This is a genomic window from Prevotella amnii DSM 23384 = JCM 14753, assembly GCF_000378745.1.
In the GTDB taxonomy this organism is placed as follows: Bacteria; Bacteroidota; Bacteroidia; order Bacteroidales; family Bacteroidaceae; genus Prevotella; species Prevotella amnii.
On record NZ_KB905297.1, the window covers coordinates 1 to 20,179 of the forward strand.

20 protein-coding genes are annotated in these 20,179 nt (G+C 31.6%); 14 read left to right on the forward strand and 6 right to left on the reverse strand.

The genetic code is table 11. From position 1 onward, the window contains the following. Nucleotides 1–90, reverse strand: a 90-nt coding sequence (locus tag F596_RS12305; protein ID WP_428829172.1) for an IS1/IS1595 family N-terminal zinc-binding domain-containing protein, incomplete at its 3' end; no start/stop codon positions are given. A 182-nt stretch (nt 91–272) separates the two neighbouring features. Here F596_RS12305 and F596_RS11030 point away from each other — a divergent pair. From F596_RS11030 to crcB, 3 genes are all read left to right on the forward strand, one after another. After that, nucleotides 273–539, forward strand: coding sequence for a sugar-transfer associated ATP-grasp domain-containing protein (locus F596_RS11030; RefSeq protein WP_019036649.1), 267 nt, complete (start codon nt 273–275; stop codon nt 537–539). 5 nt (nt 540–544) lie between these two features. After that, nucleotides 545–1,522, forward strand: a complete 978-nt coding sequence (locus tag F596_RS0108720; protein ID WP_019036650.1) for an aldo/keto reductase — start codon at nt 545–547, stop codon at nt 1,520–1,522. 321 nt (nt 1,523–1,843) lie between these two features. After that, nucleotides 1,844–2,221, forward strand: a complete 378-nt coding sequence (crcB, locus tag F596_RS0108725; protein WP_019036651.1) for a fluoride efflux transporter CrcB — start codon at nt 1,844–1,846, stop codon at nt 2,219–2,221. An 87-nt stretch (nt 2,222–2,308) separates the two neighbouring features. On the opposite strand, the gene purT is transcribed toward crcB, so the two are convergent. The 4 genes from purT to F596_RS0108745 all read right to left on the reverse strand — a co-directional run bounded on the left by purT (nt 2,309) and on the right by F596_RS0108745 (nt 6,818). Continuing rightward, complete coding sequence (gene purT / locus F596_RS0108730) at nt 2,309–3,490, reverse strand: formate-dependent phosphoribosylglycinamide formyltransferase (protein ID WP_019036652.1); 1,182 nt, start codon at nt 3,488–3,490, stop codon at nt 2,309–2,311. Between the two features lie 101 nt (nt 3,491–3,591). Next, nucleotides 3,592–4,746, reverse strand: coding sequence for a dTDP-glucose 4,6-dehydratase (rfbB, locus tag F596_RS0108735; protein ID WP_019036653.1), 1,155 nt, complete (start codon nt 4,744–4,746; stop codon nt 3,592–3,594). Nucleotides 4,747–4,803: 57 nt separating this feature from the next. Further along, entirely contained in the window at nt 4,804–5,430 is a 627-nt protein-coding gene (locus tag F596_RS0108740; protein ID WP_019036654.1) for a cytidylate kinase-like family protein, read from the reverse strand. 17 nt (nt 5,431–5,447) lie between these two features. Then, nucleotides 5,448–6,818, reverse strand: coding sequence for an MATE family efflux transporter (locus F596_RS0108745; RefSeq protein ID WP_019036655.1), 1,371 nt, complete (start codon nt 6,816–6,818; stop codon nt 5,448–5,450). A 169-nt stretch (nt 6,819–6,987) separates the two neighbouring features. Here F596_RS0108745 and xseA point away from each other — a divergent pair, with 169 nt between their 5' ends. The 10 genes from xseA to F596_RS0108795 all read left to right on the forward strand — a co-directional run bounded on the left by xseA (nt 6,988) and on the right by F596_RS0108795 (nt 17,215). Next, nucleotides 6,988–8,319 carry an exodeoxyribonuclease VII large subunit gene (gene xseA / locus F596_RS0108750; protein ID WP_019036656.1) on the forward strand — a complete coding sequence of 444 codons (1,332 nt, stop codon included), beginning with the start codon at nt 6,988–6,990 and terminating at the stop codon, nt 8,317–8,319. Further along, nucleotides 8,300–8,488, forward strand: a complete 189-nt coding sequence (xseB, locus tag F596_RS0108755) for an exodeoxyribonuclease VII small subunit (protein WP_019036657.1) — start codon at nt 8,300–8,302, stop codon at nt 8,486–8,488. The genes xseA and xseB overlap by 20 nt, the downstream gene beginning before the upstream one ends. 42 nt (nt 8,489–8,530) lie before the next feature. Next, nucleotides 8,531–10,102: a ComEC/Rec2 family competence protein gene (locus F596_RS0108760; protein ID WP_019036658.1), complete on the forward strand. Its 1,572-nt coding sequence runs from the start codon at nt 8,531–8,533 to the stop codon at nt 10,100–10,102. 22 nt (nt 10,103–10,124) lie between these two features. Next, nucleotides 10,125–10,892 (forward strand): tRNA pseudouridine(38-40) synthase TruA, encoded by a 768-nt coding sequence (gene truA / locus F596_RS0108765; RefSeq protein WP_019036659.1) that lies wholly within the window; start codon nt 10,125–10,127, stop codon nt 10,890–10,892. Nucleotides 10,893–10,916: 24 nt separating this feature from the next. After that, entirely contained in the window at nt 10,917–11,855 is a 939-nt protein-coding gene (locus F596_RS0108770; RefSeq protein WP_019036660.1) for an EamA family transporter, read from the forward strand. A gap of 55 nt (nt 11,856–11,910) precedes the next feature. Then, nucleotides 11,911–12,975, forward strand: coding sequence for a LacI family DNA-binding transcriptional regulator (locus tag F596_RS0108775; protein ID WP_019036661.1), 1,065 nt, complete (start codon nt 11,911–11,913; stop codon nt 12,973–12,975). A gap of 22 nt (nt 12,976–12,997) precedes the next feature. Next, nucleotides 12,998–14,290, forward strand: a complete 1,293-nt coding sequence (locus tag F596_RS0108780; protein WP_026302392.1) for a Na+/H+ antiporter NhaC family protein — start codon at nt 12,998–13,000, stop codon at nt 14,288–14,290. A gap of 31 nt (nt 14,291–14,321) precedes the next feature. Next, complete coding sequence (locus F596_RS0108785) at nt 14,322–15,173, forward strand: hypothetical protein (protein ID WP_019036663.1); 852 nt, start codon at nt 14,322–14,324, stop codon at nt 15,171–15,173. 119 nt (nt 15,174–15,292) lie between these two features. Beyond that, nucleotides 15,293–16,000 carry a glycoside hydrolase family 25 protein gene (locus tag F596_RS0108790; protein ID WP_024992730.1) on the forward strand — a complete coding sequence of 236 codons (708 nt, stop codon included), beginning with the start codon at nt 15,293–15,295 and terminating at the stop codon, nt 15,998–16,000. A gap of 42 nt (nt 16,001–16,042) precedes the next feature. Then, nucleotides 16,043–17,215 (forward strand): zinc ribbon domain-containing protein, encoded by a 1,173-nt coding sequence (locus tag F596_RS0108795; protein ID WP_019036665.1) that lies wholly within the window; start codon nt 16,043–16,045, stop codon nt 17,213–17,215. A gap of 259 nt (nt 17,216–17,474) precedes the next feature. On the opposite strand, the gene F596_RS0108800 is transcribed toward F596_RS0108795, so the two are convergent. Continuing rightward, the gene (locus F596_RS0108800; RefSeq protein ID WP_019036666.1) at nt 17,475–18,437 is read right to left on the reverse strand and encodes a type I phosphomannose isomerase catalytic subunit; all 963 of its coding nucleotides are present in this window, start codon (nt 18,435–18,437) and stop codon (nt 17,475–17,477) included. 241 nt (nt 18,438–18,678) lie between these two features. Here F596_RS0108800 and F596_RS0108805 point away from each other — a divergent pair, with 241 nt between their 5' ends. Continuing rightward, the gene (locus F596_RS0108805) at nt 18,679–19,833 is read left to right on the forward strand and encodes a TlpA family protein disulfide reductase (RefSeq protein ID WP_019036667.1); all 1,155 of its coding nucleotides are present in this window, start codon (nt 18,679–18,681) and stop codon (nt 19,831–19,833) included. The last annotated feature ends 346 nt before the right edge of the window (nt 19,834–20,179 follow it).

The following is a 20,179-nucleotide window of genomic DNA, read 5'->3' on the forward strand; positions in this document are numbered from 1 at the left end:
ATCTTTGCACAAATACAGTTGTTTTCCATAACGCACTCCGTTTTTCACGGTGTGTTTACTCTTACACACTGGGCATTTTTTCTTGTTCATTATAACTTCGCTTTTTGGCTTTTCAAATACCAGCGAAGTTAATGTTTATCGAACATTAAGCTATATTGCATCCTGCAAAATGAGCTATTGAACGATTTCAAAGGTCGAAATATCTCTGAAACGTTTGAATTGCTGAGAACACCAGTGTATATCGGTAGTTAAGGAGGATTCTATCCTGCAAAATGAGCTATAGGTCTAATATTATTCATCCAGGCTCAGAGAAAAAGGTAATAGGCTTTAGTATTCCTTTTTGGAAAGATGTAGTAAGTATGTGTTGTTCTGCTGCTGAAAGGATACCAACAGTACCTTTTATTGGTTGGGATGTTGCTATAAGCTCTCACGATGAGCCATTATTAATAGAAGGAAATCACGATCCTGATCTTGACATGATAGAGTTTGTAGGAAGTTATGGCTATTATAAGAAGATTATTGAAATGTTAGAAAATTAATAGTAATGAAAACAATAAAACTAAATAACGGAGTAGAAATGCCTCAAATAGGATTGGGAACTTTCCTTATTCCAAAAGATAAATTATCTTATGCAATTAAAGAAGCTTATGACTTGGGGTATCGTCAATTTGATACAGCTTGGAGATACCATAATGAAAAAGAAATAGGATTGGCCTTGAAAGAGCATGGCATAAAAAGAGAAGATGTTTTCATAACAACTAAGGTGAATGCTGATGCACTTTATTTTAAAGACTATAAATATGGGCGTCATCGTATCTTTAATATTAGAAATCTAAAGTCTGTAAGGCAAGTTATACAAGAATCTTTTGATAATTTAGGAACAGATTATATAGACTTGTTTTTAGTACATTGGCCATGGCCTATGATGGGGAAAATGTATTCTGAACTTGAAAGACTCTATAAGCAAGGTAGAATACGAGCTATTGGAGTAAGTAATTTTTTGCAACCGCATATAGAATATTTGAGTGAAATTTCGGAAATAGTTCCTGCTGTCAATCAAATAGAAATAAGTCCATTAAATTCTCAAAAGCCTCTTATTAGTTTTTGTGAAAAAAGAGGAATCAGAGTAGAAGCGATGTCTACGTTTAGTCATTACAGATCAGTTAAACCAAGGAAAGAGATATTAGAGAATGATCTTCTTATGACTATAGCTAAGAATCACAATAAGACTGTTGTTCAGGTTGTATTGAGGTGGATGTTGCAGCAAAATATAATAATGATTCCTAAGACATGGTTACAAAAACATTTAAAGGAGAATATCTCTATATTTGATTTTGAACTTTCTTTGCAAGAGATGAATGCTATAGATGGTTTGGATAAAGGAAAATGTTTAAATTATATTCCCTATGGCGAGCAGCGTTGGTTACCAAAAAGATATAGAAATTGGGATGGTTTTATTAAATGGAATAAAGAAAATCCACAGCGTAGTGTATGGCAAATTATTATGTCTAAGATAAGATAAAGTAAGAAGTGTAATGCTAATAAAGATATACAGTTTTTTGAGATATCCCGAATAAGTATAAAAAGATGAGTGTTTGATAATCTATTCTAAAGAAAGGTTTTATTAAAAAAACAGGAATATGAATTTATAAAAAGTTTGTTTATTTTTAATTGTTACTTGTTTGTTTTATTTACAAATGGAATTTTAAGAAGTTATATTTTAATGTAGGAAAACATACTATAGTAGTATGTAGTGAAGTTGTGTTTGACTATATAAAATTTCCAATATAAAATGATTAAAAAATATTTTATATTGGGGATAATATGATAAGCAAAAAGGTAGATGATAAAAGGTTTTATAATAGTAGGAATAGGTAGTTTTTTAGGGGGAGGATTGCGTTATCTTTTTTCTCAGTTTTTAAAAATTTCTATATTAGGAAGTTTTCCTTTAGGTACTTTTCTTGTAAATGTTTTAGGCTGTTTTCTTATAGGCGTTTTTTCCTCATTACCAGAGGGGCATGGCATTAATGCTTCTACAAAGCTTCTTCTCACAACTGGTCTTTGTGGAGGTTTTACTACTTTTTCTACTTTTATTTATGAAAACGCTTCTATTATAAAGGAGGACAATTATAGCTTTGCTTTGATGTATATATGTCTTAGCTTTGTTTTAGGCTTTTTAGCACTTTTAGCAGGTAGAGAATTAGTACTTTTTTTAAAGTAAGTTGTGCTTATAAAAACATATATATAAAAAGTATTTTATAAAAGCATAATGCTTAAAACTATACTATTCTAAGCATTTTGCGGTATTTTATTTATCCATATAAGGATCAGTGCCAAGAACCTTTTTTGCTACTGCCTTAGTACGTTTCCTTAAGTTATTAATATCAGCACTAACATCATCATAACATAGAGCTACTCCCATGCGTCTACCTATAGTAGCTGTAGGCTTACCAAATATGCGTATATAGGTTTTATCCTCTTTATATGCTTCCTCAAGATTGTATATTAAAGGTATGTTGCTACTAATAGGAGATAGAATTACAGCAGAGCAACCTGCATGTTCTGTATGTATAGAAGGAATAGGAAAGCCCATAGCTGCACGGAAATGCAGCTCAAATTCGTTAATATTAGTGGTATGGGCAAGTGTTACCATTCCTGTATCATGAGGGCGAGGAGATAGTTCTGAGAATATAACTTCGCCATCTGTAGTATAAAAAAACTCTACTCCCCAAACTCCATTCCCTGTTAGAGTCTTTGTTATTTTATCAGCAATATTTTGTGCTTCTTGTAGAGCTGTATCAGGAAGAGTAAAAGGCAACCAACTTTCACGATAATCACCATTCTTTTGTACATGACCTATAGGAGGACAAAAAAGAGTTTTACCATTTTGTTGTGTTACAGTAAGTAGCGTAAACTCGCTATCAAAGTGTATAAATTCTTCAACGATTATTTCTCTAACATCACCCCTTGCACCCTCCATGGCTGTAGAGAAGGCACTGTCTATATCTTTTTTATCGTGTATATAGCTCTGACCGTGCCCACTTGAGCTCATTAAAGGTTTCACTACACATGGTATGCCTATCTTTTTTACTGCAGAAATAAACTCCTCGTAAGTGCTGGCGTAGCAATATTTTGCAGTGCGTAAGCCTAATTTCTGTGAAGCAAGATCTCTTATGGCACGGCGGTTCATAGTATAGTTTACTGCTTTAGCTGATGGTACTACTTTTATGCCTTGTGCCTCAAAGTCGAAAAGCTTTTCTGTTCTGATAGCTTCTATCTCACAAAAGATGATGTTAGGCTGGTGTTTATCAACAACAGATTGAAGCTCATGGCTATCTAACATATTTATTATTTCACTCTCATCAGCTACTTGCATAGCAGGGGCATTGTTATAATTATCGCAAGCTATAACATACTCTCCTGCACGCTTAGCAGCTATAGTTAGTTCTTTTCCTAACTCACCAGAGCCAAGTAATAAGATTTTTGTCATTATAAAAACAAATTTATATTATGGCGTAAAAAAAAATCTATTTCTCTTTTTATTCTTATATCTAAAGATAAAAAATAATATTTATTGATACTTTCTTTTTGTTACCGTCCTTTTTGTGTGTACATCATATCATAATATTTTTGGTAATCTCCAGAGGTAACATCTTCTATCCATTGTTGGTTATCAAGATTCCATCTAATGGTTTTTATAATACCTTCTGCAAACATGGTTTCAGGATACCAACCAAGCTCTTTCTTTATTTTAGTAGCATCTATAGCATAGCGTGCATCATGACCTAAACGATCGGGGACATATGTTATAAGGTCGTCATTTATCCAGTCAATAGAAATGTTACCATTTGCGTCTTTCTCTTGTTTTTTGAGTATAGAGCGTAAGTTTTTATTACTTTCCATCATATCATGAATAGACTTAATAGTTAGCTTAACAATATCAATGTTTTTCATTTCATTGTGTCCACCAATGTTGTAAACTTCGCCATTGCGTCCTTTGCGTATAACCATGTCAATAGCTTTACAATGATCTTCTACAAAAAGCCAGTCGCGTATGTTAAGCCCTTTTCCATATACAGGGAGAGATTTCCCTTTTAGAATATTATTGATAATAAGTGGTATTAACTTCTCTGGGAAGTGATAAGGACCATAGTTGTTTGAGCATCGTGTAATGGTTACGGGCATATGATAAGTATCATGATAAGCCTTTACTATATGATCGGCACTTGTTTTAGAGGCAGAATAAGGGCTATGAGGGCATAGGGGAGATGTTTCTGTGAAAAATCCTTCATTTCCTAATGAGCCATATACTTCATCTGTAGATACTTGATGATAGCGCTTTCCTTCTTTCCATGTAGGGTATCCTTGTGCGTCTTTTCCTGTAACCCATGCATGCTTAGCTGCGTCCATTAAGCACTGTGTTCCTAAAATGTTTACAGAGAGAAACAGTTGAGGGTCTTCAATAGAGCGGTCGACATGACTTTCTGCAGCAAAATTGACAACATAATCGATATCGTGTTGTGAAAAAATATTATTTAGTAATTTCCTATCACGAATATCTCCTTTTATAAAAAAGCAGCGTTTGTTATCAATATCATCTTTTATAGTGCCTAAATTTCCTGCATATGTCAGTGCATCAAGAATTATAAGTTTTATGTTTTCGTCTTTATATTTTTTGTGAAGCAGGTATTTTACGAAGTTAGCTCCTATAAAACCTGCAGCTCCTGTTACTAAATAAGTTTTCATATTTTTATAGTTTTATGTTGTTGAATATATTTTATAGTAGTGGTATATGTAAAAAAGCTATTGTAACTGAAATCGTTTTTTTATAAGAATAGCGATGATGTTAGCAGATTCTTCTATACCTAAAACACTAGCATCAATGCATATATCATAACTTGTGGCATGTCCCCATTCCTTACCTGTATAGTAATTGTAGTATTTTGATCTAATTTCGTCACCTTTCTCTATGATGTTTCTTGCTTTTTCTTTCGTGCAAGCAGTGCGCTGTATAATGTTTTCTATGCGTTTATTTATAGGAGCAGTAATAAAAATATTTAAAATATTCTTTTTTTCGCGAAGAATATAATCTGCAGTTCTTCCCACAAAGACACATCGTGAAGATTTGTTAGCAGCTTCCATAATAGCCTCACTTTGTAGCTGATATAAGCTTTCTTGAGAAAAAGTATTATTATAGAAGTGGTCTTCGCTCATCATAGGTAAGCGAAAATTATATAAAGATTTAAAGAAACCTTTTTGTTCATCGTTTTGTTCGAAGAATTTTTCTGAGAATCCGCTCTCTTTAGCAGCTATGTTTAGGATCTCTTTGTCATAGAATTGGCAATTGAAACGTTTAGCAAGCATTTCTGCAATAGCTCTTCCGCCACTTCCTAATTGTCTGCCTACATTTATAATCAATTCGTTGTCCATAAGATTTTTATTAGTTCTTAGAGTTGGTTTGTTGTATTATTCTGATTAGCTTTTATCTTTTTTATATACCAAACAAGTATGCTTATAGCTATAACCCATGCGGTAAAATCGCTTACAGGAAGTGAATACCAAACACCATTAACATGGAAAAATTGTGGTAAAATATAAAGCGCAGGAAGCAATACTAATAGTTGTCTTGATAGCGATAGAAATATACTTGTTTTTACTTTTCCTACACATAGAAAGAAAAAAGTAGTAACCATTTGTGATCCAATGAACAAATACATCATCATATTTATACGAATGGCCTTAATGGACAGCTTAATAAGCTCAGCATCTGTGGTGAAAAGCCGAGCACAATAATAAGGTGCGAATATGCTTAATAGCCACCCTATGGTCATTACTATAGTTGCTGCAATGATAGTAAGTTTTAAGACATGGAGCAAGCGGCTTATGTTTTGAGCCCCATAGTTGTACCCAGCAATAGGCTGCATGCCCTGATTTAGCCCTATGACGAACATTATAAAGATGGTAGCAATGCTATTTGCTATGCCATAAGCTCCTACAGCCATATCACCACCATATCTCACAAGCTGATTATTCATAAATATAACAATAATACACGCACAAAGGTTTATAAAGAAAGGGGATATTCCTACGCTAATAATATTATTTACCAATTGCTTCTTTAAGCGATAAATGCCTTTTTTAAAATGTAGTATTTGTGATTTATCTGCAAATAAAGACATTTGCCAACATAAAGCAAGAGCTTGAGATATAATAGTAGCTATGGCTGCTCCCTCTATGCCCCAACCTAACCAACAGATAAATATGGCATCTAAGATAATATTCATAACTACAGTAAAAATGGTAGCTAACATAGCATGACGAGGCTTAGATGAAGCGCGTAGTACCGCATTCATACCTAAATACATGTGTGAAACAACATTTCCTGCTAATATTATTTGCATGAAGCTTTTAGCATAAGGTAATGTTGTGTGGCTGGCTCCGAAGAAATGTAAGATAGGATTAAGGAATATTAAAGAAATAATGCCAAAACTTAAACCTACGATAAGATTAAGTATTATAGTATTACCTAAAAGATTTTCTGCGGTATCATAATCTCTTTGCCCCAGCTTAACACTAATAGTAGTAGAGGCACCTACACCAATTGCTGCGCCAAAGGCAGCTCCAAGATTCATGAAAGGAAAGGTTATGGCTAAGCCAGATATTGCCATTGGCCCAACATATTGACCTATAAAAACACGATCTATGATGTTATATAAAGAAGCAGCTATCATCGCAATAATAGCAGGCAACGCATATTGGAGGAGAAGCTTTCCTATAGGCTTCGTCCCTAGTTCTAATGTTGCTTTTTTATTATCCATTAATATTTAAGTATTTTTGCAAATTTACGAAAAATAAGATGTTTTATTTAATAAGCTATCATTTATTTTATATAAATAACTGCCTTTACCAAAAAATAATATAATTTTGCACAAATATAAGTGGTGTTTTAAAGTAAAATGTTTATTCTGAATAAAAACATTTTTGACAATGATTAATAATAAGAAAGCTCTATCTTTAAAAGATTTAAACGAACTTGTAGCGGAAGTTGTTCATTTACAGCTGCATAATACGTATTGGCTTGAGGCAGAATTGTCTCAAGTTAATGAGAGTAGGGGGCATTGTTATATGGAGTTTATTCAAAAAGAAGAGACATCTAATAATATTGTAGCACGAGCAGCTGGCCGTTGCTGGGCTAATAAATGGTTAAATATAAAGGCTTATTTTGAGCGTATAACAGGGCAAAATATTCATGCTGGAATGAAGATAATGGTGCAGGTGTCTGCACAGTTTCATGTTCAGTATGGCTTTTCGTGGATAATAGAAGATATTAACCCGGAATATACTCTTGGAGATATAATGCGTAGGCGTAATGAGATAATTGCTCAGTTAAGGGCTGAAGGAGTTTTTGATTTACAAAAAGAGCTTTATCTGTCTACCTTTGCATCACGCATAGCTGTAATATCTTCAAGAACAGCTGCAGGTTATGGAGATTTTTGTAACCAATTATTAAATAACGATTATGGCTTTTCTTTCCATATAGAACTTTTTCAGTCTGCTATGCAAGGTGAGAGAGTGGAGCATGATATTATTGCATGTCTTAATGATATTAATGACCGTCAAGATGAGTTTGATTGTGTGGTTATTATAAGAGGTGGCGGTGCTACAGCCGATCTTAGTTGTTTTGATACTCTACTTTTAGCAGAAAACATAGCTAATTTTCCTTTACCTATAATAACAGGAATAGGTCATGAACGTGATGAAAGTGTGATAGATCTTGTATCTTTTTTAAAAGTAAAGACTCCTACGGCAGCTGCAGCCTTTTTAATAGATAGGCTTAATGTAACCTTTTCTCGTATATTAAAAGCAGAAGAAAGTATACATAAAAATGTTTATGACAGGCTAAAATATGAGCATACTAGAATAAATAATTTAGCCGACCGAGTGCCTTTATTGTTTTCTTTAGTAAAGATACAGCAAGAAAAGCACCTTAACATGTTGTTGCAAAAAATAATAAATTTAATGCTTACTTATATATATGCCGAACAAAATAAAATAGATGCATATTATAGCAGTCTTTTATCTAACGTACAGCATTTTTTGCTTAATAGTAAATATAATATAGAATTAATAGAACAAAGACTAAAGTCGGTAGACCCTAAGAGATTATTACAACGAGGTTATAGTATTACTTTATGTAATGGTAGATTGATAACAGATATTAATCAGATAAAAGAAGATGATGTGTTAACAACTACGTTATTTCATGGAAAAGTAAAATCTATTGTAAAAAAACATTTAAATGAAAAAGATAAATTATGAAGAGGCTGTAAAGCAGCTTGAGGAAATTGTGGAGAAAATGGAAAGTGGCGAGTTAGATCTTGATTCTATGACAACTCAGCTAAAGAAAGCTCAAGAGCTTGTTAAGTTATGTAAGAATAGGTTGATGCAAACAGATAAGGATATTCAAGGACTTTTGGAAAATAAATAATTTCACGAAGGCTTATAATAAGCTTTTCACCTTTTTTTTGTTATGGATACAGAGTTTATTACTCATCAAAACTCACAAGGTATTGATATACAGTTATATCCAGTATTAAGACTTGTTATATTTTTTATTCTTGGGATTATAGTGGGTTATAGCTGTAGTACTATAACGTCGTTTTACTTTTGGGGTATATTGCTTGTTGCAAGTTTTTTTCTTTGTTTATTTTTAAAGAAGAAAAAATTATGGCAAAGTGTATCTGTTTTTATACTTGTGGCTATTGTAGGTGGGTGGTATTCTTCTTTTTGTTATTTAAGACTTAGCAAAACCTTACCAAAAGGCAAGCATTTTTATAAAGCAGTAATGCTCACAGAGCCTACAAGACATGGTAAGGTTATGATGGCTGATATGTTGATATTTCTTCAGAGAAAAACTTTAAAGGTGAAGACATCTATTTTGTGTGATACTATTAGCAAGCATTATTCTACTTTGCATTTAGCAGATGGAGTTTTGCTTTATGGAGAATTAGAAGCTCCTACTAATTTTGCCAACTCTTCTTTCGATTATGCAGAATACCTAAAGTTACATGGATATAGTGCCGAGCTATTTATTTTTGATAGTCAGTGGCAAAAGGAAAAAGTCAGTTTGTCGTTAATGAGCTATATAGACAGGACGTTATTATTTGCCAAAGTGTTACGAACGCATTGTGTAAGTATGTTACAAAGGGTTATTCATGATAATCAGATGGCAATAGTTTCTGCTATGATGCTTGGAGATAGATCGTATATTAATAAAAGTTTGAAGGAAGATTATTCTGTTACTGGTGCTGCTCATGTTATGGCTTTGTCAGGTTTGCATCTTAGCATTATTTATTCTATATTGTGGTTTCTTTTTTCAGGCTTAGGTAATATTTCGTTATTTTTTAGATTGAAAGAAATAAAGCATTTTTTTCTTATTATCACTATTTGGGCTTATGTTTTCCTTGTTGGTTTTTCTCCTTCTATAGTACGTTCTGCTTTAATGTTGTCTATTTATTCTTTTATAGCTTTATTAGGGCGTAAAAAAGTATCTATAAACATTTTATCGGTAGTAGCATTTTGCATACTTCTTTATGATCCATTCGTTTTGTTTGATGTAAGTTTTCAATTGTCGTTTGCTGCTATAATTTCCATTCTTTTATATTATCCGCAAGTTAATAAATTATTAAACAAAGGCTTTTTATGTAAATATAAAATATTTACGAGAATATTCCAAGTGTTTACAATAACATTATCAGCTCAAATAGGCACAGCTCCATTAATAGCGTTCTATTTTTCTAAATTGCCTACTTATTTCTTTTTAAGTAGTTTTATTGCTATTCCATGTACTACTATAATACTTTATGCAGGTGTGTGTTTCTTTGTTTTTATATGGCTAACTCCTTTACAGTGGCTGTCAGGACAAGTGCTTTATCTTACTACAACCTTTCTTAATAATTCTCTTCATTGGCTTTCATCGTTACCTATGGCTTCTATTTTTGTAGGAAACATAACAGCATATCAAGTAGTGTTAGTCTATTTTATGCTTATTATTTTATTGTTAGTTATTAGTTTCTTTAATCGAGAAATAAGATTTAGATAAAAAGTAGTACCTTTGCATGTATATGCAGCGTTATTTTATTACATTATCTTACGATGGCAATAATTATCATGGTTGGCAAATACAGCCTAATGGCTCATCGGTGCAAGAAACTTTGGAAAAGGCTTTAACAATTTTATTGCGTCAACCAATATCTATAATAGGAGCAGGACGTACAGATACAGGTGTGCATGCTCGTATGATGGTGGCTCATTTCGATATGAAAAGTAAGTTTGATAACATTCAAATATCTTATCGTCTTAACAGACTTTTGCCTCATGATATATCAGTAAGCTCTATAATTCCTGTATCTAATGATATGCATGCTCGATTTTCTGCTATTAAGCGCACGTACCATTATTACCTTCATATGCAAAAAGATATTTATAATAGACAATATTCTTGTTATGTGGGTTATAATCTCAATTTTGATTTAATGAATGAAGCAGCATTATATCTTATCGGCAAAAAAGATTTTAAGTGTTTTTGTAAGGCTGGTGCTGATGTAAAAACTACTATATGTAATATTACTGAAGCATATTGGAAACCTATTTATCCAGAGCTTTCTGCATTATCATCGACAGACATAAAGCCTACGAACTGGTGTTTTATTATATCTGCTAATCGCTTTCTTCGTAATATGGTGCGTGCAATAGTAGGAACTTTAATAGCTGTAGGGCGTGGTAAGATGTCTATAACAAAGTTTAAAACCATAGTAGATACTGGCTCTCGTAGCGATGCTGGTGAAAGTATGCCTGGGAATGCATTATTTTTATGGGATATAGAGTATTAAGAGCTATAGGATATTAAGAAAATTATGTGGATTATTTTTGCTTTCATTTCTGCTACCTTATTAGGACTATATGATGCTTCAAAGAAAGTATCATTGCGTAATAATGATGTTATACCAGTTTTATTTCTAAATACTCTTTTTTGTTCCTTAATATTTTTACCTTTAATTATTTTATCCTATTATTCTGAAATTCATAAAGATTCTATGTTCTATGTAGCTATAGGTTCGTGGGAAGAGCATAGATGGATATTGCTTAAAAGCATTATAGTGTTACTATCATGGTTATTTGGTTATTTTGCAATGGCTCATTTACCACTTACTATAGTAGGACCTATAAATGCCACTCGTCCAATAATTACCTTGGTAGGTGCTATGATAGTCTTTGGAGAAGCTCTAAATTATTGGCAATGGATAGGTGTAAGTTTGTCTATATTTTCTTTATTTTTATTGTCTCGTAGTGGTAAAAATGAAGGTATATATTTTAGGCATAATCGTTGGATATTATTTCTTATATTTTCAGCTTTGTTAGGTGCTTGTAGTGGGTTATTAGATAAGTATTTAATGGCAAAACCTGATGATGGTGGAGTGGGGCTTGAACGTATGTTTACGCAAAGTTGGTATAATTTATATCAATGTTTATTGATGGTCATTATTTTGATAATTTACAAAATCAAAGGATTAAAAAACGCATTAGCTTTTACTAAACAAAGAAATGCCTTTCATTGGAAATGGACTATTTTGTTTATTTCAGTATTTTTGTCAGTAGCTGACTTTGCTTATTTTTATGCTTTATCATTACCAGGGGCAATGATTTCTATTGTTTCAATGGTACGGCGTGGCTCTGTTATAGTATCTTTTGTATGTGGAGCTATTATTTTGAGAGAAAGAAATTTAAAAGCTAAAATAATAGATTTAGTTTTTATTTTAGCAGGAATGGTATTTCTTTGGATAGGTTCTTGTTAAGTATTTCTATTTTTTTGTTTACTTTTGTAGAGAGTTTAAAAGATGATTAAACATTATGACGGAAAAAATTAGGATAAAAGATATAGCAAAACGTGCAGGAGTTAGTGTAGGAACAGTAGATCGAGTTATTCATAAACGGCCTAATGTTTCCGTTGGTGCCCTTAAAAAGGTAAAAAAGGTTTTAAAAGAAATGAATTATCAACCTAATGTTTATGCTAGTGCCTTAGCATATAATAAGAGTTATACTTTTTATATACTTTTACCAAAACATGCAAGTGAGGCCTATTGGGACGAAATAGAAGAAGGAGCTATAAAAGCTGTTGAGATGCGTAGGGACTTTAATATTAGTTTGGAAATAATGTATTATAGTCGTCTTAATTCAGAGTCTTTTGTTGAAACTTTTCAAAGTTGCCTTTTAAAAAATCCAGATGGAGTTATTCTTGTACCTTACACATTAGATCTTACACAACAGTTTACTGACGTCCTTCATGAGAGAAATATCCCTTTTGTGCTTCTTGATTCATATATGCCTGATCTAAAGCCATTATCCTTTTTTGGGCAAGACTCTTTTCAAAGTGGCTCATTTGCAGCTCACATGCTAATGCTTTTTACACAATCAGAAAAGTCGATTGCAATTATAAAGCAAACCATAGGAGGAAGAATGCCGTCTCGTCAGCAAGAATATAGAGAGAAAGGGTTACGAGCATATATGGCAAATAATTATCCTGAAATTAATATTTACGAGGTTAATCTACCTTTAGATGAGGAAAGGAAGCAATATGAATATATTTTAGACGATTTTTTCATAGAGCATCCTGATGTGCACCATTGTATTTCGCTTAACTCAAAAGCTCATCTTGTAGGGGAATATTTGTTAAAGAAAAGCAAGAAAGACATTCAAATAGTAGGTTATGATGTGGTATTAAAGAATGTTGAGTGTTTAAAAAAAGGAAGTATTTCTTTTTTAATTGCACAACATGCTTATCAGCAAGGTTTTGCCAGTATCGAAACGCTTTTTAGGCATATAGTACTTAAGCGAAAGGTGCAAATTGTTAATTATATGCCAATAGAATTTTTAACAAAAGAAAATATTGACTTTTATCATAGAACACAAATTTAATAGTATTATTTTGAAAAAACAGATTCATACCATTTCTTTAAAGAGAGGATTTTTAGCACTTAGTCCATTAATAGCTTTTATTCTCTTATACTTAGTAACATCTATTATCTTTAATGATTTCTATAAAGTGCCTATAATTGTGGCTTTTATGTTTTCGAGTATATTTGCTATATCTATTTTCAAACATACCCCTCTTAGCGTTCGGATAAAAACGTTTAGTAAAGGTGCAGGCTCTGAAAACATGATGATGATGTTATGGATTTTTGTTCTTGCAGGTGCTTTTGCTAATTCGGCAAAGGTTATGGGTAGTGTCGATGCTATGGTGAACCTTACTCTTTCAGTTTTTCCAAGCAATATGCTTTTTATGGGCTTGTTTATAGCAGCTTGTTTTATTTCTATTAGTATAGGAACCAGTGTTGGTACTATTGTAGCTTTAGCTCCTATAGCAGCAGGTATAGCTACTAACACAGGCTGTTCTCTTCCTTTTATTTTGGCTATTGTAGTAGGTGGTTCTTTCTTTGGAGATAATCTTTCTTTCATTAGTGATACAACAGTTATAGCTACTCGAACTCAAGGGTGTAATATGAGTGATAAGTTTAAGGTGAATTTATTTATTGTGGCTCCTGTAGCTTTTATATTATTAATATTATATGTTTTATTAGGTACTCAAACACATGTACCTCCTTCTAATTATCCTATAGAATATCTAAAAGTTCTACCTTATATGACAGTATTAGTATGTGCTATTTGTGGGCTTAATGTTATGGTAGTGCTTACTATCGGACTTTTTTTAACAGGATTAATAGGTGTTTTTAGTGGTATTTATGATATTTTCGGGTGGTTTTCTTGTGTAAGGGAAGGTATATTAGGTATGGGTGATCTTATAATAATAACTATGATGGCTGGAGGAATTCTTGAGATTATCCGTAAAAATGGAGGTATAGATTTTATTATCCAGCATATAACAAAGCATATTAAAGGTAGGATAGGTGCTGAAATAACCATAGCCTTTTTAGTAAGTTTAGTAAATATTTGTACAGCCAATAATACTGTAGCTATTCTTACAGTTGGTGATATTGCTAAACAAATAGGCGATAAATATGGTGTAGATAAACGTAAGGTAGCAAGCATTTTAGATACTTTTTCGTGCTTCATACAAGGTTTGATACCCTATGGAGCGCAGATTTTAATGGCGGCAGGCTTAGCTAAAATAAATCCTATAAGCATTATTCCTTATTTGTATTATCCCATGCTATTAGGGTTAATAGCAACGCTATCGATTATATTTCAATATCCACGGAAATTTTCTAATTAGAATTTATTTAGTTTTTAAATAATCAATCTATATGAAAGTTGCAGACATAAATAATAGAACAATCATTGAGCGTAATTTTTTCAATATATTGAGATATGGTGCTTTTGGAACTCATTCTTTAATAGAGCCGATGTCTTCTTTTAAATGGAAACGACTTTTACAAATGGTAGAAGTGCAAGGTGTTGTGCAAACTTTTGTTTCTGGAATAAATAAGTATTTAAGCGAGGACAAGGTGTTTTTACCAAAAGAAATAAGAACAATAATAAGCAAAAAGATGAAACAGGCATCTATTTCTCCTTTAATAAATATACCTAAAGAAAATATAAGATTAAGTAATACCTTTCTTAATTATAGATTGCAAAATATTATCAAAAACGAGTTGCATTCTATTGATACATCTGTAGAAACTATTGATTTGCTTAAAATTATAATAGCTAATTCTAAGTCTATGCTTAATTGTGGCATGACTCTTGAAGGTATTATTAATTTAGGAAAATATCTTAGAACTCAGGGGAAAGGAGATCGTATAGATTTTGTTAAATTAGAGAAATGGCTTTCTTATATTTTTTTGCAATCAATGGCACAATTACAAGGTAATATATTAATATCTGTTTTTGATTTTGAACAAGATGAAATACCTTTTGTACGAGAGTATAAGATTAAAGCCTATAAATTAACTATGAAAAGTATTTCAGATCTTGCAAAAGACACAGCTCAAGATTGGCATTTTAGACAAAATTCTTTTGGGTTTGTTCAAAATAACAATGCCATTTTACGACGTAATTTGCGACGAAGTTTTAGATATATAAAATACTTTCCTGCTGAGACAATTAGCAATTTTATGAGTAATATTACTAAAAGTTTAAAAGAAATAGAAGAGTAGAGTTTGCTTATTTTACAATGCTTTATTAAAAACCTTTCAAAGATTAATACGCTTAAAAACTTCTTAATATATAGTTTTTCATCTTAATATTGTCATTAGAAAGTTGTATCTTTGCAGGTATGAGATTTAAAATATTCTTTTTATTAATTATGATTACATGTGTTTTCGGAAATATGAAAGCACAGTCGTATATACAATGTGAAGATACTTGTAGGCATATACATGGTATAGACATGAGCCATTACCAAGGTAGTGTATGGTGGGAAACTATTTCACAGAATAGCAATCATAAGATTAATTATGTATACCTAAAGGCAACAGAAGGCGGAACAAATATAGATAAAACTTATTTGGAAAACATAGAGTCTGCTAAAAGGGTAGGAATGAATGTTGGGTCATATCATTTTTATCGTCCAAAAATTCCTCAAGAAATACAACTTAGAAATTTTATCACCCAGTGTCGTCCACAAGATCAAGACTTAATACCTATGGTAGATATTGAAACAACTGGTGGATTATATACTTATGAGCTGCAGGATAGTTTGCAAAAATTTCTTGTATTAATGACGAAAGCTTATGGTGTTCGTCCTTTAGTGTATACTTATACTAATTTTTATAATCGCTATCTTTTAGGCTCTATAGATGGATATAAACTATTTATAGCACAATATAATGGGCGAGAGCCTGAGCTTAAAGATGGTAGAGATATATTTGCTTGGCAGTATACAGGTAAAGGACATATTGACGGGGTTAATGGATATATTGACAAGAGTAGGTTGTTAGGAAGGCATAGTATACGTGAAATTAGATATAGAAGGCGGCATTAAGTCTACAAAAACGGAGTGTAAATTTAAAATTAAAGTCACCTTATGATAATTAAGTGTCCAGAATGTGGCCATCAAGTTAGTGATAAAGCGCCTATTTGCCCAAATTGTGGCGTAGAAATAGCGGGGAACATTATAAAGTGTTTTCATTGTGGAAAGCTTTATATTAAAGAAGAAAAACAATGTCCTTTTTGCCATCATGTAAGAAAAGAAAAAGATTTACAGTCTTCCGTTACTGTTAATGATAAAGAGCTGGAAGATGATATTGAAGTAAAACCAAATATAAATTTAATAGTAAATAGGCGAGAATTAGATATACAGCGAAAAAGAAATATATCAAAAGAAGTAACAAAGATAAAAAAAACAAAGAAAAATATTCACAAGTCGCTTATAATAGCTATTATGATGACTATTATAGCAAGTGTTATTTTGTTTTTTACATATACAAATATAAGTAAAACAGCAGATAAACAAGGATATGAGATAGCATTAAAAGAAAAAGATTCTACATTATTTAAGCAATTTCTTAGAAAATATCCAAAATCTTCTATTAAGCAGAAGGAAATAATAAATTCTTCATTCAATAAAGGAAAGTATATTGGTAATAATGAAAAATTAGAGGAGATTATTGACAATAGTACTCGCGAGGAATTATTGAAATATTTAGATGCACATCCTAAATCTCCATATAGAACAGCAATATTATCTAAAATAGACGAAATGGATTGGCAAAAGGCTATATTATTAAATACAAAAAGTGCTTATTTACATTATATTGCTCAGCATCCTAATGGTCTTTATAAATTAGAATCTCATGAGATATTAAATAGAGATTTCGTTAAAATAATTTCGGAAGAAGAAAAGAAGAAAGCATTTTATTGTGTTAGACAGTTATTAGTAGGCATCAATACCCGTAATAAAAATAAAATTAATAGTGTGGTTGAGACTAAGTTAAAGTTTCAAAGAGCAGTAGGCTCTACTTCTAAAGATATTATTAAATATATGAATGATAAGTTATATCAGGCAGATGTCAAAACTATAAATTGGCATTTAAGTGATTTCAAAAATATAATCTTTAAAGAAGGAAACGATAGTTCTGTACAGCTTAAAATACCTGCAAAACTGATTATTGACAGAAAGGGAGGAAAAGGATTGAAAAGATATTTAATAAAAGCTACGGTAAAGTCGGGGAAGATAAGACAAATAAGCTGGAGTTGAACACATATAATTGTCGGTAGTATAAAGTATCAAATATAATAGCAATAAGAAAAAAGTAAGCACCTCACATCTATTACTTTTGTGTGATATAATTATTTCATTAATTTCGCCTAAAGAACTTACGTTTTCTTAGATAAAATATTCTTCAGATTTTCTTATATTTTTACTGTTATGAGGTGCTTACAAAGCATTTTATATAAAACATACATATATAAAAAGTACTTTTACTTTTAAAAGAAAAGATTTTTATAATATTTCTTTATACAAAAGTTTCTAAGAATTTTATGCTGCCTTCTATTTTGAGATTTTTTGTAGTAGCAGGAATAAGTATTGACTCTCCAGCAGAAAAGGAAACATGTTCGCCGATATCATCTGTAATAACTGCATTGCCATTTAAACCAACAAGAATAACAAAAGAGTCTAAATCGCTATAATCAAGCGTCATGGTATCTGTAAGGTCATAAACTGATGTAGTAAAATAAGGGCAGCGTACTATTTCTACCCCTTCATTTTTTTTAGGTATATAATGAGTTTTATAATCTGGATAAACAGTATAATCTATGCATTCAGCAGCCTGTTCCGTATGTAACTCTCGCATGTGTCCAAATTTATCTACACGTTTAAAATCATAAATGCGATAAGTTATATCGCTTGTTTCCTGTATTTCTGCAAGGAAGCATCCTTTACCTATAGAGTGAATACGACCAGCAGGTAGAAAGAAAACATCTCCTTCTTTAACCTTATATTCTGTTAACGCTTCGGTTATAGTATCATTTTCTACCATAGCCTTATACTCTTTAGGTGTTATAGATTTAGTAAGTCCTGTACGTAAAGAAGCATTTTCTTCACTCTTCATAACATACCACATCTCTGTTTTACCACGCAACTCACCTTTTTTATGTGCTTGTTCATCATTAGGATGCACTTGAATGGAAAGTTGCTCACGAGCATCAATGAATTTAACTAACAAAGGAAAATCATTAGCAAAACGTGCATAGTTATCTTTTCCTACAAGGTCTGCTTTAAGAATTTTTACAAGCTCATTAAGTTTCTTACCTGCATACTCTCCATTAGCAATAATACTCTCATTGCCACGAACTCCAGACACCTCCCAGCTTTCGCCTATTCCTTTAGGAGAATTATATATTTTCTTGAAAGGAGCAATTTTGTTTCCACCCCAAATAGTTTGCTTTAAGAGTGGTTGAAATTTTAATAATGACATTTTTATTTTAGGTTTTAACTAATTAATTATTTCTATACAAATTATAATGGTAATGCAAAATTACAAAAAAATAAACTATTTGCTATAGATATTATATTCTTTTAGAAAATGAAACATTCTGTATAAGTTGCATAAAATAAGAAATATTATTATTTTTGCATAAACAAATATATTTTGATGAATATATATATAACTTTTGCTATTTAACAACAAAAATATTTATTTTACAATAAAGATAGAAATGAATAATCAATACTGGTTGAAAAAGAAATTACATATAACTCTGTTTGTAATATTAATAAGTAACACTATTCTTGCACAATATAATTTCAAACTATCAGGTACATTTACAGATGTTAAAAATGGTACTCTAATATATGAATATATTATTAGAGGACAAAAACAAAAAATAATTACAGAAGAAGTTCCAATAAAAGATGGAAAATTTATATTATTTGCTAAATTAGAAAATGCTTGTGCAGCTACTTTACAAGTAAAAGATAGACAGTTTTATACTTTAAGTACTATCTTTGTACCAAACGAAGAGGCAATAGTATATGGTCCTATATCTGAAGATTATAAATTGGCATGGACAGGAACTACTTTCTATAGACAATACGGAAAAGCTAAAGACTTTATACGAGTATATGAAAATGAATTTTCACAAGCTGATCAACTTATGTACAAAGGTATAAAAGCTGGTGGAAATGTTAATAAACTCCGTAAACAAAACATGGAAGCTCGTCGAGAAATAAACTATGCAAAGGGGCTTGCAGCTGTAAAGTATATACGTGAACATATAAATGAAGAAGGAACTTTAGGTATTATGGCAAGTGCTAATATAGACAGTATACCTAAACTTCTGTCAATGTATCCTAAGGAAATATCTGAGGGGAGATTAAAAAAGGAAATAGCACTGGGATTGGAATATTATAATATTTTTGTAAAAGAACGTAATGCTGCTTATTATACTAAGAATCGTATAGAAATGAGCCGACCTGCATTAGAATTTAATTTGAAAGGTCTTAATGGTAATCTTGTAACACTTAATCAATATAAAGGTAAATTTCTTATAATAGATTTTTGGGGTTCATGGTGTACTTGGTGCATAAAAGGGTTCTCAAAGCTAAAAGCTTTTTATGCACAACATAAAGATCAGGTAGAAATTATAGGAGTGGCATGTAAAGATGATGAGAAACAGTGGCGTCAAGCAGTTATAAAATATGCACTTCCTTGGCAACATGTACGAAGTGAAGATGGAATAGCAGAGCAAATATATAAGGTATATGGATACCCATATAAAGTTATAATAGATAGAAATGGAACTGTTATAAAATCTTTTGCAGGTAACGACAAAGAGTTTTATACTTATATGGATAAATTATTAAAGAAATGAAATTACAAAATTAAAACGATAAGGAGTTTTTATATAGCATATTAGCAATCATATATTTTATGTTTTTAGCCCAAGTTTAACCGGCAAAATTATTTTTCATAAATTTTCGGGATATTTTGTGTAGTATTAATTTGATAAATGATTGATAATCAAGTGTAGGGTATTGTAACGAGGGGCAAAAACCGATTTGTAGGACACAGTCATATCAAAATTATTTTGTTACTTTGCACTCATGCACGCAAATGTACAGACACGATTCAATCCTGCCACAGGCGACATGGCTCCTTATTATCGCATCAAGGAGTCATATCGTGACGTGCAGGGTCATGTACATTCGCTAATTTTG

Coding starts and splice junctions, on each gene's coding strand:
- F596_RS0108720 (WP_019036650.1), top strand. CDS start 545: ATGAAAACAATAAAACTAAATAACGGAGTAGAAATGCCTCAAATAGGA.
- F596_RS0108785 (WP_019036663.1), top strand. CDS start 14,322: ATGAAAGTTGCAGACATAAATAATAGAACAATCATTGAGCGTAATTTT.
- xseB (WP_019036657.1), top strand. CDS start 8,300: ATGAAAAAGATAAATTATGAAGAGGCTGTAAAGCAGCTTGAGGAAATT.
- F596_RS0108805 (WP_019036667.1), top strand. CDS start 18,679: ATGAATAATCAATACTGGTTGAAAAAGAAATTACATATAACTCTGTTT.
- F596_RS11030 (WP_019036649.1), top strand. CDS start 273: ATGAGCTATAGGTCTAATATTATTCATCCAGGCTCAGAGAAAAAGGTA.
- F596_RS0108795 (WP_019036665.1), top strand. CDS start 16,043: ATGATAATTAAGTGTCCAGAATGTGGCCATCAAGTTAGTGATAAAGCG.
- F596_RS0108740 (WP_019036654.1), bottom strand. CDS start 5,430: ATGGACAACGAATTGATTATAAATGTAGGCAGACAATTAGGAAGTGGC.
- F596_RS0108800 (WP_019036666.1), bottom strand. CDS start 18,437: ATGTCATTATTAAAATTTCAACCACTCTTAAAGCAAACTATTTGGGGT.
- xseA (WP_019036656.1), top strand. CDS start 6,988: ATGATTAATAATAAGAAAGCTCTATCTTTAAAAGATTTAAACGAACTT.
- F596_RS0108770 (WP_019036660.1), top strand. CDS start 10,917: ATGTGGATTATTTTTGCTTTCATTTCTGCTACCTTATTAGGACTATAT.
- crcB (WP_019036651.1), top strand. CDS start 1,844: ATGATAAAAGGTTTTATAATAGTAGGAATAGGTAGTTTTTTAGGGGGA.
- rfbB (WP_019036653.1), bottom strand. CDS start 4,746: ATGAAAACTTATTTAGTAACAGGAGCTGCAGGTTTTATAGGAGCTAAC.
- F596_RS0108790 (WP_024992730.1), top strand. CDS start 15,293: ATGAGATTTAAAATATTCTTTTTATTAATTATGATTACATGTGTTTTC.
- truA (WP_019036659.1), top strand. CDS start 10,125: ATGCAGCGTTATTTTATTACATTATCTTACGATGGCAATAATTATCAT.
- F596_RS0108760 (WP_019036658.1), top strand. CDS start 8,531: ATGGATACAGAGTTTATTACTCATCAAAACTCACAAGGTATTGATATA.
- purT (WP_019036652.1), bottom strand. CDS start 3,490: ATGACAAAAATCTTATTACTTGGCTCTGGTGAGTTAGGAAAAGAACTA.
- F596_RS0108745 (WP_019036655.1), bottom strand. CDS start 6,818: ATGGATAATAAAAAAGCAACATTAGAACTAGGGACGAAGCCTATAGGA.
- F596_RS0108775 (WP_019036661.1), top strand. CDS start 11,911: ATGACGGAAAAAATTAGGATAAAAGATATAGCAAAACGTGCAGGAGTT.